The sequence below is a fragment of the Methylovorus sp. SPW-M1 genome (genome assembly GCF_053848825.1).
The window spans coordinates 455040-469651 of sequence record NZ_CM132626.1 but is presented as its reverse complement, the minus strand read 5'-3'; the positions used below and the strand labels follow the sequence as shown (position 1 = coordinate 469651).

General features: G+C 57.7%; 10 protein-coding genes. 6 read left to right on the top strand and 4 right to left on the bottom strand.

Going from position 1 to position 14612, the window contains the following annotated elements:
* Window positions 1-40: 40 nt before the first annotated feature.
* From ACWWD9_RS02105 to ACWWD9_RS02085, 5 genes are all read left to right on the top strand, one after another.
* A complete protein-coding gene (locus ACWWD9_RS02105; RefSeq protein WP_013443188.1) occupies window positions 41-796 on the top strand; it encodes an SDR family NAD(P)-dependent oxidoreductase in 756 nt (251 codons plus the stop codon).
* A gap of 45 nt (window positions 797-841) precedes the next feature.
* Entirely contained in the window at window positions 842-1648 is an 807-nt protein-coding gene (locus tag ACWWD9_RS02100) for an alpha/beta hydrolase (RefSeq protein ID WP_455867579.1), read from the top strand.
* Window positions 1649-1718: 70 nt separating this feature from the next.
* Entirely contained in the window at window positions 1719-2954 is a 1236-nt protein-coding gene (locus tag ACWWD9_RS02095) for an efflux RND transporter periplasmic adaptor subunit (RefSeq protein WP_455867578.1), read from the top strand.
* Between the two features lie 35 nt (window positions 2955-2989).
* Entirely contained in the window at window positions 2990-6199 is a 3210-nt protein-coding gene (locus tag ACWWD9_RS02090) for an efflux RND transporter permease subunit (protein ID WP_013443191.1), read from the top strand.
* Window positions 6196-7620, top strand: a complete 1425-nt coding sequence (locus tag ACWWD9_RS02085) for an efflux transporter outer membrane subunit (protein WP_455867577.1) — start codon at window positions 6196-6198, stop codon at window positions 7618-7620. Before ACWWD9_RS02090 ends, ACWWD9_RS02085 begins: the two co-directional genes overlap by 4 nt.
* A gap of 76 nt (window positions 7621-7696) precedes the next feature.
* Here ACWWD9_RS02085 and ACWWD9_RS02080 read toward each other — a convergent pair whose 3' ends face one another.
* The 3 genes from ACWWD9_RS02080 to ACWWD9_RS02070 form a co-directional block, all read right to left on the bottom strand.
* Window positions 7697-8563, bottom strand: coding sequence for an AraC family transcriptional regulator (locus ACWWD9_RS02080; RefSeq protein WP_455867576.1), 867 nt, complete (start codon window positions 8561-8563; stop codon window positions 7697-7699).
* 227 nt (window positions 8564-8790) lie between these two features.
* Window positions 8791-9288, bottom strand: coding sequence for a single-stranded DNA-binding protein (locus ACWWD9_RS02075; RefSeq protein WP_013443195.1), 498 nt, complete (start codon window positions 9286-9288; stop codon window positions 8791-8793).
* Window positions 9289-9290: 2 nt separating this feature from the next.
* Window positions 9291-10667: an MFS transporter gene (locus ACWWD9_RS02070; protein ID WP_455867575.1), complete on the bottom strand. Its 1377-nt coding sequence runs from the start codon at window positions 10665-10667 to the stop codon at window positions 9291-9293.
* A 227-nt stretch (window positions 10668-10894) separates the two neighbouring features.
* Between ACWWD9_RS02070 and uvrA the strand changes: the two genes are divergently transcribed.
* On the top strand, window positions 10895-13708 hold the full coding sequence (gene uvrA, locus ACWWD9_RS02065) for an excinuclease ABC subunit UvrA (RefSeq protein WP_455867574.1): 2814 nt from the start codon (window positions 10895-10897) through the stop codon (window positions 13706-13708).
* A gap of 67 nt (window positions 13709-13775) precedes the next feature.
* On the opposite strand, the gene ACWWD9_RS02060 is transcribed toward uvrA, so the two are convergent.
* The gene (locus tag ACWWD9_RS02060; protein ID WP_013443198.1) at window positions 13776-14603 is read right to left on the bottom strand and encodes an HDOD domain-containing protein; all 828 of its coding nucleotides are present in this window, start codon (window positions 14601-14603) and stop codon (window positions 13776-13778) included.
* Window positions 14604-14612 lie beyond the last annotated feature (9 nt).

Here is a 14612-nt window from a genome sequence, read left to right as displayed (position 1 = left end):
TTTTGCAGTCTTCATTTTTAAAACTTCAAGGAGCTTCATCATGGCAAACAAACTGATCAACAAGGTGGCAGTAATTACAGGTGCATCCAAAGGCATAGGCGCTGGCATTGCCAAGCTCTATGCTGCAGAAGGCGCCGCTGTGGTTGTTAACTACGCCTCCAGCAAGGCTGGTGCCGAACAGGTAGTCGCAGACATCACCGCCGCAGGTGGCAAGGCGATTGCCGTGCAAGCCGATGTGGCCAAGCAGGCCGATATCCAGCGCCTGTTTGCTGAAGCGATCAAGGCTTATGGCAAGGTCGACATTCTGGTCAACAATGCCGGCGTTTACGAATTCTCCCCGCTGGAAGCCATCACCGAAGAACACTTCCACAAGCAGTTCAACCTGAATGTGCTGGGCCTCATCCTCACCACCCAGGAAGCCGTCAAGCACTTCCCCGAAGCAGGCGGCAGCATTATCAACATCAGCTCCGTCGTCTCCAGCACGTTTGCACCGGCACAAGGTTCGGTTTACAGCGCCACCAAGGGCGCGGTGGATGCCGTGACGCGCTCGCTCTCCAAGGAACTGGGCCCTCGCAAGATCCGTGTCAATGCCATCAACCCTGGCATGGTGGAAACCGAAGGCCTGCATAGCGTGGGCTTTGCCGAAGGCGAATTCCGCAGCCACATCGAAAGCCAGACACCGCTGGGCCGTATTGGCCAGGTGCAGGATATCGCGCCTGCTGCCCTGTTCCTGGCATCCGACGATGCCGCCTGGATCACCGGCGAGCCGCTGTTTATCTCCGGTGGCTTGCGTTAAACCCGCCGGAAATACTCCATCGCCAACATTCAGGAACAGCCGTCAATGAAACCCGTACCCGATCATCAACCAAGCCAGCCGTGGAGCACCAGTTTTATCTCTGCGCATACCGACCGCCTGGTCGGTATCCAGGTCTTTGGCCATGGCAAGCATGAAATCGCCAAACCGGTGATCGTGTACTTTCACGGCGGGCTGTTCAACTGCGGTTCGGTGGAAGATGCCGCCGGACTCGCGCGCATGCTGGCCGACGACTGCGTTGTGGTGTGCGTGGATTATCCGCTGGCGCCGCAGCTGCATTTCCCCGATACCGTGGAAGTGGTATTTGATGCCACGCAATGGGTACACAAGCAGGCAAAAAAACTGGGCGCTGACCCCAAACAGTTGTTTGTCGCAGGGGATCAGGCCGGTGGCAATCTGGCAGCCGTGGTGGCCATGATGGCACGCGACCGTGGCCTTGGCCGCGGTAGCTACCTCAAGGGACAAATCCTGATCAACCCCATGCTGGATCCGGGGCAGTCCACCCTCTCCATGCGTGCCGCTGAAGACTGCCCTTGCCGCAAGGCCTGGGCCGATTACCTGCCAGTGGCGAGCGATGCCTTGCACCCCTATGCCGCACCTTTGCATTCCAAACGCCTGGCCGAGCTGGCACCCGCCTTGATCCTGACCTCCGAAAACGACCCCTTGCGCGATGAGGCCGAGCTTTATGCCTCGCGCCTGATCGCGGCAGGTGTCTCGGTCAGGGTGCGCCGCATGTCATGCAACAAAGAGAAAGACAGCCTCGCCAGCCCCCGCTGCCAGGGGTTTCACGAGGTAACGCAACTGCTGACCCAGTTTATTACCGAGATGGCATAGCCAGCGCACGCCAGCCAGGCGCCACCTCAAGTTTCACGCATTCACCATTTTTAAAAATAGGGAGTTACACATGAACGCAGCATCCCCCCGCTTTAACCGCAAACTGATATGGCTCGCCTTGGGCGTGGCACTCATCGGCACGGCAGGCATCGTTTCGCACAACAGCCAGGCCGCCCGACCTGCAGCCACCGCGGCCGCCCCTGCCCCGGTGACGGTTGCCACTGTCATTGAAAAATCCGTCATCGAATGGGATGAATTCTCTGGCCGTGTAGAGGCCGTAGAGTATGTGGAGATACGCCCGCGCGTGACCGGCACCATTGATGTCATTCACTTCCGCGATGGCCAACTGGTGAAAAAGGGCGATCTGCTGTTCACCATAGACCCACGCCCTTTCCAGGCTGAACTCGCCCGCGCCGAAGCCGACAAGGCCAGCGCCGAAGCCGCCCTTGAGCTGGCCCGCACCGAGCAGGAGCGTACCCGCCGCCTGATAGAAGACCGCGCCGTGGCTCAACGCGAGCTGGATGAACGCAACAACACCTACCTGGTGGCCAATGCGCGTCTGAAAGCGGCCGAAGCCGCCGTGATGACCGCCCGCCTCAATCTGCAATACACCGCCATCACCGCGCCGGTGAGTGGTCGCGTATCGCGCGCTGAAATCACCGTGGGTAACCTGGTCGGCCCTACTGGCAACTCCCCGGCGTTGACCACGCTGGTGTCCGTATCGCCCATGTATGTGAATTTTGAAGTAGATGAGCAAACCTACGGCCGTTACCTGGCCCATGGGGCTGGCAACAACGCCCATAGCGATCGCATTCCCGTCGCCATTGGCCTTGCCAGCGAAACCGGCTATCCGCATCAAGGCCAGATCCGCTCATTCGATAACCGCCTGGATACTGCCTCGGGCACCATCCGCGTGCGTGCCGTGCTGGATAACCAGGATGGCACGCTGACACCCGGCATGTATGCCCGCGTGCGCACGGGTGGCGGTGGCGAGAAGCTCGAGCTGCTGATTGACGACAAAGCCATAGGCACCGATCAGGACAAGAAATTTGTGATGGTGGTGGATGCCGACAACAAGGCCAACTATCGCCCGATCAAGATCGGCCCCATGGTGGAAGGCATGCGCATCGTGCGTGAAGGCCTGAGCGCCGGTGAACGCATCATCGTCAACGGCTTGCAGCGCGTACGCCCGAATGATGTCGTGGCACCCACACCTGTCGCCGAATCGCCTGCTGCGCCAGCGGCCAAATCGGCCAGTCTCGTACCCGCGCCCACCAGCGCGGCTGCCAAGAAAATCCGCATCTGAGTCGGCACCACTGACCAGTACAGGGAGAATGTAACGTGAATATATCCAGATTTTTTGTGGACAGGCCGATCTTTGCCGGCGTGCTGTCCGTTCTTATTTTTATCGGCGGCTTGATCTCCATGTTCAACCTGCCGATTTCGGAATACCCCGAAGTCGTGCCGCCATCCGTCATCGTCAAGGCGCAGTTTCCCGGTGCCAATCCGCAGACCATCGCGGAAACCGTGGCAGCGCCGATTGAAGAGCAGATCAACGGGGTGGAGGGCATGCTGTACATGGCATCGCAAGCCACCTCCGATGGCCTGATGACGCTGACCATCACCTTCAAGCTCGGCACCTCGCCCGACTTGGCCCAGCAACTGGTGCAAAACCGCGTCAACCAGGCCTTGCCCCGCTTGCCGGAAGAAGTGCAACGGCTGGGTGTGACCACGGTGAAAAGCTCGCCCGACCTCACCATGGTCGTGCATTTGCTGTCGCCCAATGGTCGCTACGACATGACCTACCTGCGCAATTACGCCCTGCTGAACGTGAAAGACCGGCTGGCGCGGATTGAAGGCGTAGGCCAGGTGCAACTGTTTGGCGCAGGCGATTACTCCATGCGTATCTGGCTGGACCCGCGCAAGGTAGCCGAGCGCAAGCTCACCGCCAATGACGTGGTCACCGCCATCCGCCAGCAGAATGTGGACGTGGCTGCCGGTGTGATCGGCGCATCGCCGTCTCTGCCTGGCACCGATTACCAGATTTCGGTGAATGCACGCGGCCGCCTCAATACCGAAGAAGAGTTTGAGAACATCGTCATCCGCACCTCGCCCGATGGCGTGGTCACGCGCCTGAGCGATGTGGCGCGCGTTGAGCTGGGTGCCAGTGAGTATGCCCTGCGCTCGCTGCTGGATAACAAATCCGCCGTCGCCATTCCGATCTTCCAGGCACCGGGTTCCAACGCCCTGCAGATTTCGGAAAATGTGCGCAAGACCATGGCCGAGCTGCAAGAAGACATGCCCGAAGGTCTGGAATACCACATCGTGTATGACCCGACGCAGTTCGTCCGCGCATCCATACATGCCGTGACCGAAACGCTGTTGATCGCCGTGGGTCTGGTGGTGCTGGTGGTGATTATCTTCCTGCAAACCTGGCGCGCTTCCATCATCCCGCTGCTCGCGGTGCCGGTGTCGGTCATCGGTACCTTTGCCGTGATGATGGGTCTGGGCTTTTCCATCAACACGCTCAGCCTGTTCGGGCTGGTGCTGGCGATTGGTATCGTGGTGGATGATGCCATCGTGGTAGTGGAAAACGTGGAGCGCAATATCGAGCGCGGCCTCTCGGCCAAGGAGGCCACCTATCGCGCCATGCGCGAAGTGTCCGGCCCGATTGTCGCCATCGCGCTGACCCTGTCGGCCGTGTTTGTACCGCTGGCGTTTGTAAGCGGCCTGACTGGCCAGTTCTTCAAGCAGTTTGCGCTGACTATCGCCATCTCTACTGTGATTTCGGCATTCAACTCGCTGACGTTATCTCCCGCGCTGGCCTCGCTCTTGCTGAAGCGCCATGACGAAAAGAAAGACGCGTTCCAGCGCACGATTGACCGTCTGTTCGGCTGGTTCTTTGTGCGCTTCAACCGCGTGTTCCATCGCGGCTCGGAAAAGTACGGCAACGGCGTCACTGGCGTGTTGCGCCACAAGAGCGTGATGCTGGTGCTGTATGGCGCGCTGATCGGCTCCACCATGCTGCTGATTCATCTGGTGCCTACCGGCTTTATTCCGGCACAGGACAAGCAATACCTGGTGAGCTTTGCGCAACTGCCGGATGCTGCCTCGCTGGATCGCACCGAAGACGTGATTCGCCAGATGAGCGAGATTGCGCTCAAGCATCCCGGCGTGGAATCGGCCGTGGCCTTCCCCGGCTTGTCGATCAACGGCTTCACCAACAGCCCCAACTCCGGCATTGTGTTTGCCACGCTGAAACCGTTTGATGAGCGCAAGGGCGCGGACCAGTCCGGCTTTGCCATTGCGCAGCAGCTGAACCAGCAATATGCCAGCATCCAGGGCGCGTTTATTGCCGTGTTCCCGCCACCACCGGTACAAGGTCTGGGCACCATAGGCGGCTTCAAGTTCCAGATTCAGGACCGTGGTGCGCTGGGCAATGTGGCGCTCAACGATGCCCTGCAGGCCTTTATGGAAAAAGCCCGCAAGGCGCCTGAACTGGCCGGCATGTTCTCCAGCTTCCAGATCAATGTGCCGCAACTGTATGCCGATGTAGACCGCACGCATGCGCAACAACTCGGCGTTTCCATCCCGGAAGTGTTCGACACGCTGCAGATTTACCTGGGCTCGCTGTACGTCAATGACTTCAACAAGTTTGGCCGTACCTATCAGGTGCGTGTGCAGGCAGATGCGCCTTTCCGGGCGCATGCGGAAGACATAGGCCTGCTCAAGACCCGCAATGCACAGGGCGATATGGTGCCACTGGCTTCGGTGCTGAAGATGACGCAAAGCTATGGGCCAGACCGCGCCATGCGTTACAACGGCTTCCCGTCGGCTGACGTCAATGGCGGTGCTGCGCCGGGCTACAGCACAGGCGAAGCACAGGCCGCGGTGGAACGCATTGCCGCTGAAACCCTGCCACGTGGCATCGGCTTTGAGTGGACCGAGCTGACCTATCAGGAAAAGATTGCCGGCAACACGCTGTTCGTGATCCTGCCGCTGTCCATCCTGCTGGTGTTCCTGGTGCTGTCTGCCCAGTATGAAAGCCTGACCTTGCCGCTGGCGGTGCTGCTGATTGTGCCCATGGGCCTGCTGTCTGCCATCTTTGGCGTGTGGCTGACCAATGGCGATAACAATATCTTCACCCAGGTGAGCTTGGTGGTGCTGGTCGGCCTTGCGTGCAAGAACGCCATCCTGATTGTGGAGTTTGCCCGTGAGCTGGAGCTGGAAGGCCGCAAGATTTATGCAGCCGCCATTGAAGCCGCCCGCCTGCGCTTGCGCCCTATCCTGATGACGTCGATCGCCTTTATCGCAGGCGTGGTGCCCCTGGTGGTATCCACTGGCGCGGGCTCCGAAATGCGCCATGCCATGGGGATAGCCGTGTTTGCCGGGATGATAGGCGTGACGGTATTCGGCCTCTTCCTCACCCCTGTGTTCTACGTACTGATTCGTACCATGGTGACCAAATGCCAGGACTTCGGCCATGCGCATCACGCTGCCGCACCTGCCATTGAACCAGCACCTGCCTTAGAGAAAGGAACTCAAGAATGAACAAGCACAGCCTGAAACTCAGCTTGCTGGCAACAGCGCTGGTGCTGGCCGGATGCTCCACCGCCAAGCCGCCGGAGCAGATCAACCTGCAGCTGCCAAACCAGTATCGCGAAACCACCCAGCTGGATGGCGCCTGGCAAGCAGGCAACCCGGCCGACCACATTGACCGTGGCGCCTGGTGGACGGTGTTTAACGATACCGAGCTGAATAACCTGATCGAAGCCGCTACCGAAAGCAGCCCGACACTGGCCATCGCGCTGGCGCGGGTAAAAGAAGCCCGCGCCAATGCTGGCGTGGTCGATGCTGACCGCAAGTTCCAGCTGAATGGCGGCGTAGGCCCCACCCGCCAGCGCGATCCAGACACGTCTGCCAATACCGAGTGGCGCGCCCAGGTAAATGCCTCGTATGAGGTGGACCTGATCGGCCGCCTGTCTGACCAGAGCCGCGCCGCCCGTCTGGATGCGCAAGGCCAGGAGGCCGCCTATCGCTCGGTATTGCTGGCGCTGCAGGCCGATATTGCCCAGCAATATTTCACGCTGCGCGCACTGGATTCGGAGCTGGAGATTCTGCGCAAGACCATAGACCTGCGTCAGGAAGAGTTGCGCATGGTGCAGCGGCGGTATGACCTCGGCGATATCGGCGAGCTTGACCTTGCCAAGGCCAAAACCGAGCTCGCCACCGTGCAAGCCGAGCAGGAGTCGGTTGTACGCAACCGCGCCCAGCAAGACCACGCACTCGCCATTCTGCTGGGCAAAACCCCGGCCGAATTCACCCTGGCCGCAGCGCCCTTGCAACTCAGCGTGGTGCGGGTGCCGGTTGGCCTGCCTTCGCAATTGCTGGAGCGTCGCCCGGACATTGCCCAGGCACAACGTGCGCTTGCCGCCGCCAGTGCCCGCGTAGGTGCGGCCAAGGCCGCGTTCTTCCCACGGCTTGTGCTCACCGGCACTGGCGGTTACGAGTCGAACGAACTGCATGAGCTGTTCAAATGGTCCAGCCGCAGCTGGCTGCTCGGCCCGCTGGTCGGCACCGCGCTCACGCTGCCCATCCTCGATGGCGGCCGCAACAAAGCCAACCTGTCGCGCGCCGATGCCGTTTATGAACGCGAAGTCGCCAACTACCGGCAACAAGTGCTGGTCGGCTTTCAGGAAGTGGAAAACAACCTGAGCGGCCTGCGCACGCTGGACCGACAGATCGACTATCAGCGCCAGGCCATCGCCTCCGCCAGCGTCGCCGAGCGCCTCGCCAACACCCGCTACAAAAACGGCTCCGCCAGCTACTTTGAAGTCATCGACGCGCAACGCACCAGCCTCTCGGTGCAACGCGCCGAAGTGCAAAGCGCCGGGCTCAGAATGCTGACCTCGGTGGGCTTGATACGGGCACTGGGTGGGGGATGGTCGGAAACGACAGAAAAGTCCTCATGATGTAAAACGGACTGATGCAAAAACAAAGGTGCAAGAGACTCTCATCTCTTGCACCTTTGTTCTTTTCCAGACGACCTTATTTCAGTGGTAAGTAGATGTCTGTTATCAACTCGGCTTCAGGCGTCTCCGGCAACAGATTCACGTAATGAAAATAAAGCGGAAAATCACGCAGCTCCTCACCACTCTCCGGCAACCATTCCCGGTACAAGGGATAAATACTTTCCCCAATCCGCGTATGCGAGCCATGGTGCCGGACTCTTGCACAACGTCCGCCCGGAATAGACTTCACCACAATACCTTGCTCATTCACTGCGATATCAGTTTTGATTTCCCCGGCAATATCAAAGCGAAATGCTGAAGGCTCCGTCGTATCGGGGTTGTCATATGCAATACCAAATGTCCTGGAGCTGTTTTTAGGGGAGGACCCCGTCTGTTTGCGCCACGCAATGAAATCCCCAACAGAATGATTCAGTTTATCGGGTGCGCCGCGATGCTCCTTTACGGCAATCATCGTCGTTTCAACATCCACAATCTCGACCTGCATTATTTTATTTCCTTCTGGTAATCGGAACCCATAGACCACATGCCAGGCCTCCCAATCAGGATTTTTCCTGAACGCGGACGGGGACTGCCCAAAAATATTCCCGAAGGCACGGGTAAAAGATTCCGGAGTTTCAAACCCGGCATTCAAGGCGATGTCGATAACTTTCACTTTGGGATCGAAGGCGAGCTGATAAGACGCGTGTCGCAGACGAAGCAGCAAAATATACCGAGCAACCGTAATGCCGATGTAATCGGCAAATTGCCGGTGGAAATGGAATCTGGAAAACCCCGCGATATCGCATAAAGCATCCATGCTTAAAGATTGATCCAGGTGCTGCTCAATGTGATCAAGCACCTTTTGAAATCTCATTGCATATACTTCTGCCCTGCGTTGACTCATGTTGGCTCCGTTCTCCACAAACCGAACTATGCCTAAGATGTTGGGCGAAAACCTGACCGAAATTGCTAACTTGGATTTAATCGCGAGTTACAGAAGTCATGAGCATGTGCTCGCAGAAGGATTGATTGAAGGCAAATCAAGAACACCCTCAAAAAAATTGCCCTCAACGCCGGATAACGTTGAGGGCAACTTGATATGCAGCTTTCAAGAAGCTGAGTAGTACAAAGTTAGAACGGAATATCGTCATCAAAATCATCAAAGCCTGAACCACCCGCTGGCTTGGATGTAGCCGCAGCTGGTGCCGGACGGGCTTGGGCTGGGGCGGCGGATTGACGTGGCTGATAGGACGCTGACTGATCTTCGTCCATGACTTCGTAGGCATTGCCGCCGCCGCTACGGGCACCGAGCATTTGCATGCGGTCGGCCACGACTTCCGTGGTCTGGCGTTCGTTGCCTTCTTTGTCCTGCCATTTACGGGTTTGCAAACGGCCTTCGATGTAGACGCTGGAGCCTTTTTTCAGGTACTCACCGGCGATTTCGGCTTGCTTGCCAAACATGGAGATGCGGTGCCACTCGGTGCGCTCCTGTTTCTGGCCGTTTTTGTCTTTCCAGGTGTCGGTGGTGGCGATGCTGAAGGATGCCAGCGCGTCGCCGGATGGCATGTAGCGCATTTCGGGGTCACGCCCCAGATTGCCGACCAGAATAACTTTGTTCACAGATGCCATGGTTAATCCTCTATTAATCTCAAAACTTCAGCTTCATCGAATGCGTGTTGCAGATCGACCTTGAGCATGAGCATGCTTTCGTCCGGCAGCACTACCACTTCGCGCACGCCACTGACGGCGGCCAAGCGGGTGGAAAGCTGCTGCGCATCCGCTGAACTCATATCGCGTAAATGATACATTTTACTCTTAACTGCGGGCGGGCTTGTCATACTCCAGGCAAAAATTAACCAAAGGCCCATCAGCACACTACAGAAAATGAAGACCGCGGCAAAGCCATGGTAGTGCGATAAATAACCGCCCATCACGCCGCCAAGAAACACTCCGAAAGATTGCGAAGTGTTGTAAACACCGATGGCCGTGCCTTTGGAGGCGGCAGGCGCAATCTTGGAAATAATCGATGGCAATGTGGCTTCCAGCACATTGAAGGCAATGAAATAAAGCGCCAGTGAAGCGACGATGCCCCAGAAGTGGCTGATGGAGTTTGCCAGCATGAGCTGGGCCACCAGCATGAGGCCAATGGCAGACACAAACACCTTCTTGAGCTTGGCGCGTTTCTCGCCGTAGATAATCGCAGGCACCATGAGAATAAAGCCCACCAGCACCACCGGCAGATAAATCTGCCAATGGTCGTTTTCGCCCATGCCGCTGCTTTGCTTGATGGCAAAGGGGACGACGACAAACATGGCCATCTGCGCGGCATGCAGGGCAAAAATGCCGTAATTGAGGCGCAGGAGCTGGGTGTTCTTGAGCACATCGCGCAGCTTGGAAGTCGATGCCTCGGCATCGGAGTGAAAACGGCTGACGATAGGGTCAGGCACCATGAATTTCACATCCAGAATCGCCAGCGCGGCAAGCGCACCGGTGAGCAGGAAAATACCGGGCACGCCTATCCATTGATTCAGCGCGGGCCCCAACACCAGCGAGGCGGCGAAGGTCACGCCTATGGTGCCGCCTATCATCGCCATAGCCTTGGTGCGGTGTTCTTCACGCGTGAGATCGGCGACCAGCGCCGTCACCGCGGCAGACACCGCCCCGGCGCCCTGAATGGCGCGGCCAATGATGACGGTAGTGAGGTCATGCGCAAAGCCTGCTACCAGACTGCCAATGACAAACAGAACAAGCCCGGCATAAATGACTTTTTTGCGGCCGAAGTGGTCAGAGGCCATGCCAAACGGCAGCTGGAAGATCGCTTGCGTCAAACCATAGGCGCCCAGCGCCAGACCGATCATCAGATGGCTATCGCCCCCGGGCAGGGTTTCGGCATAAATGGCGAAAATCGGCAGGATCAAAAACATGCCCAGCATGCGCAATCCATAGATGGATGCCAGGCTCATGCTGGCGCGCAACTCCTGGGCGGACATACGTTCATTAGATGACATGGAAATAGATTGGGTTGGGACCGAAAATTGCGTATATTAACAGGTTGCCTCCACTCAGCCCTAGATTCACTCGGGCTATTTTGGTTGCCGCCGAATATAAGCGCCTGGGGGCAGACCAGCCAGGCCGAATACATCAACAGTCATGGCCTGCACAAACATTAGTCCACAATTAGGGAAGCCTCTTCGGCTGCGGATTTTCACGGATTTGATTAGGTGATTGGATTTGCATGGAATACATACGGATACGCGGCGCTCGCACGCATAACCTGAAAAACGTTTCACTCGACCTGCCACGCAACAAGATGATCGTCATCACCGGGCTTTCCGGTTCCGGCAAATCCTCGCTGGCATTCGACACGCTGTATGCCGAAGGGCAACGCCGGTATGTGGAGTCACTCTCTGCCTACGCCCGCCAGTTTCTGGCCCGCATGGATAAACCGGATGTTGACCTGATTGAAGGCTTGTCACCCGCGATTTCGATTGAACAGAAATCCACTTCGCACAACCCGCGCTCCACTGTGGGCACGGTGACGGAAATTCATGATTACCTGCGGCTGCTGTATGCACGCGCGGGCGACCCGGAATGCCCGGATCATGGCATCAAGCTGGAAGCACAAACCGTCTCGCAAATGGTGGATAGCGTGCTGGCCTTGCCGGAAGAAACCAAGCTCATGATCCTGGCGCCCGTGGTCAGCAACCGCAAGGGCGAACAGGTGGACCTGTTTGAAGAGCTGAAGGCACAAGGCTTTGTGCGCGTGCGGGTGGATGGCGAGACCTACGAGCTTGACGCCGTGCCCAAGCTGGCAAAAACCACCAAGCATAATGTGGATGTGGTGGTGGACCGCCTGAAGGTGCGCGCCGATATGAAGCAGCGCATTGCCGAATCGTTTGAAACCGCGTTGCGGCTGGCAGAGGGCAAGGCGATTGCGGTGGAAATGGATAGCGCCAAAGAACATCTGTTCTCGGCCAAATTCTCCTGCCCGGTGTGCGATTACTCGCTGGCCGAGCTGGAGCCACGCCTGTTTTCGTTCAACAACCCCATGGGCGCCTGCCCCAAGTGCGATGGTCTGGGCCAGATCAGCTTTTTTGACCCCAAGCGCGTGGTCGCCTTCCCGCATCTCTCGCTGGCGAGTGGTGCCATCAAAGGTTGGGATAGACGCAACCAGTTTTACTTCCAGCTGCTGTCTTCCCTGAGCCAGCATTATGGCTTTGACCTGGAAACGGCCTTTGAAGAGCTGCCCGCCCATGTGCAGCATATTTTGCTGCATGGTAGCGGCAAGGAAGAAATCAGCTTCAGATACCTGAACGAGCGCGGCAATTTCTATCAGAAAACCCATACCTTCGAAGGCATCCTGAATAACCTGCAGCGTCGCTATCACGAGACCGACTCAGTGACCGTGCGTGAAGAGCTGGCGAAATACCTCAACTCGCAGGCTTGCCCGGAATGCGGCGGCACCCGCCTGCGCCGCGAGGCCCGCCATGTCAAAGTCGGTGGTCGCAATATTCACGAAGTTTGCGAAATCGCGCTCAAGCATGCGCTGGTGTTCTTTGACTCATTGGAGCTTACCGGTCAGAAACTGGCGATTGCCGACAAGATCGTCAAGGAGATCAGCAGCCGTCTCAAGTTCCTGACCAATGTGGGCCTGGAATACCTCTCGCTATCCCGCTCGGCAGAAACCTTGTCCGGTGGCGAGGCGCAGCGTATTCGCCTGGCGTCGCAGATAGGCTCCGGCCTCACCGGCGTGATGTATGTACTGGATGAACCTTCCATCGGCCTGCATCAGCGTGACAATGACCGCCTGCTGGAAACCCTCATGCGCCTGCGCGATATCGGCAATAGCGTGATCGTGGTAGAGCACGATGAAGATGCGATCATGGCCGCGGATTATGTGGTCGATATCGGTCCGGGCGCGGGTGAGCACGGCGGCCATATTGTGGCGGCGGGCACGCCGAAAGAAATCCAGGACAATGCCAACTCGCTGACTGGCCAATACCTCAGCGGCAAAAAAGCCATCGCCATTCCCAAGAAGCGCCACCAGCCTGACCCCGAGCGCTGGCTCAAACTGACCCACGCCACCGGCAACAACCTGAAAGATGTGGATCTGGCGATCCCAGTCGGCCTGCTGACCTGCGTCACCGGCGTCTCCGGTTCCGGCAAATCCACGCTGGTGAATGACACTCTGTATCGTGTGGTGGCCAAGCATCTGTATGGCAGCTCCACCGAGCCGGCTGAATTTGCCGAGATTGATGGGCTGGCATTTTTTGACAAGGTGGTCGATGTAGACCAAAGCCCGATTGGCCGTACACCACGCTCCAACCCGGCGACCTACACCGGCCTGTTTACGCCCATACGCGATCTGTTTGCCGGCGTGCCGGAAAGCCGTGCGCGTGGGTATGGTCCAGGCCGCTACTCATTCAACGTCAAAGGTGGCCGCTGCGAAGCCTGCCAGGGCGATGGCGTGCTGCGCGTGGAAATGCACTTCCTACCGGATGTGTACGTGCCTTGTGATGTCTGCAAGGGCCAGCGCTATAACCGCGAAACCCTGGAAATCCAGTACAAGGGCAAGAACATCCACGAAGTGCTGGGCATGACGGTAGAACAGGCACGCGCCTTCTTTGACGCCGTTCCCGTCGTGGCGCGCAAACTGCAAACCTTGCTGGATGTGGGCCTGGGCTACATTACACTGGGCCAATCGGCCACCACACTTTCCGGTGGCGAAGCCCAGCGCGTCAAGCTGGCGCTGGAACTATCCAAACGCGATACCGGCCGCACGCTGTATATTCTGGATGAGCCGACCACGGGTCTGCACTTTGCTGATATTCAGTTGCTGCTGGACGTGATTCATCGCCTGCGCGATGCGGGTAACACCATCGTCATTATCGAGCACAACCTGGATGTGATTAAAACCGCAGACTGGCTGATCGACATGGGCCCTGAAGGTGGGGATGGCGGCGGCATGGTCGTGGCAGAGGGCACACCCGAGCATGTGGCGACCATTGCCAAGAGCTATACCGGTAAATACCTCAAGGATTACCTCTAGCCATCAACAAAAAAGCCCCATGCGGCTCGCGCTGCATGGGGCTTTTTATAAACAGTAACGTCAGGTGTTAAAGAAAGCTTTCTGCTTCCGGGATCAGCGGACGATAACTGTCAATACGCTCTATCCACTCAATACGGTCCACGCCCAGCGCTTTTGCCACTTCCGGCTTCAGCGTTTCGGCAATGTGAGCTGACTCTTCCAGATTTTCCAGACCAAACGCGATGTGCGCTGCCATGAACACTACAGGCGCCAGATCGCACGCCATTTTATCCAGCGGGTCAGCGTAGTAGCGAATCACGCGTTGAATATCCTCAGGGAAATTCCAGCGACGTGCCAGCTCGGCACCAACCTGGCAATGATCCAGCCCCAGCGTGGCATTTTCCAGGGCCTTGCGCTCAATCACACTCAGGCCTTTGCACTCTTCATCAATCTCGGCTGCCTGGATAGGGAACACGATATGAATGAGCAATTGCCCGATGCTGTGCATGAGGGCTGCCAGATAGGCCGTCTCGGTGGGCTTTTTCAGCTCCTGACTGATTTTGCCGGCAACAGCTGCGGTCACCAGACTGTGACGCCAGAAGCGATTGATATCGAGCCCGGGCAAGGTGGTAAAGGTACCGGTTACCCCAGAGGCAATCACCAGTGTGCGCAGCTTGCTGACCCCAATCACCGAAATGGCATCAGGGATCGTCTTGATGGTGCGGCTGACACCGTAATAGGAAGAGTTGGCCATGCGCAGCACTTTGGCCGAGAGCACCTGATCGTGCGCAATTCGCGCGCCCAGCTGGCTGAGGTCCACGTCTTCATTGTCCAGCATCAGAATGACTTCCTGCACGACCTTGGGCAAGGTTGGCAGGTTGAGTATTGAATGGAAAAACTTGTCTACCACGTCCATCTTGAGATC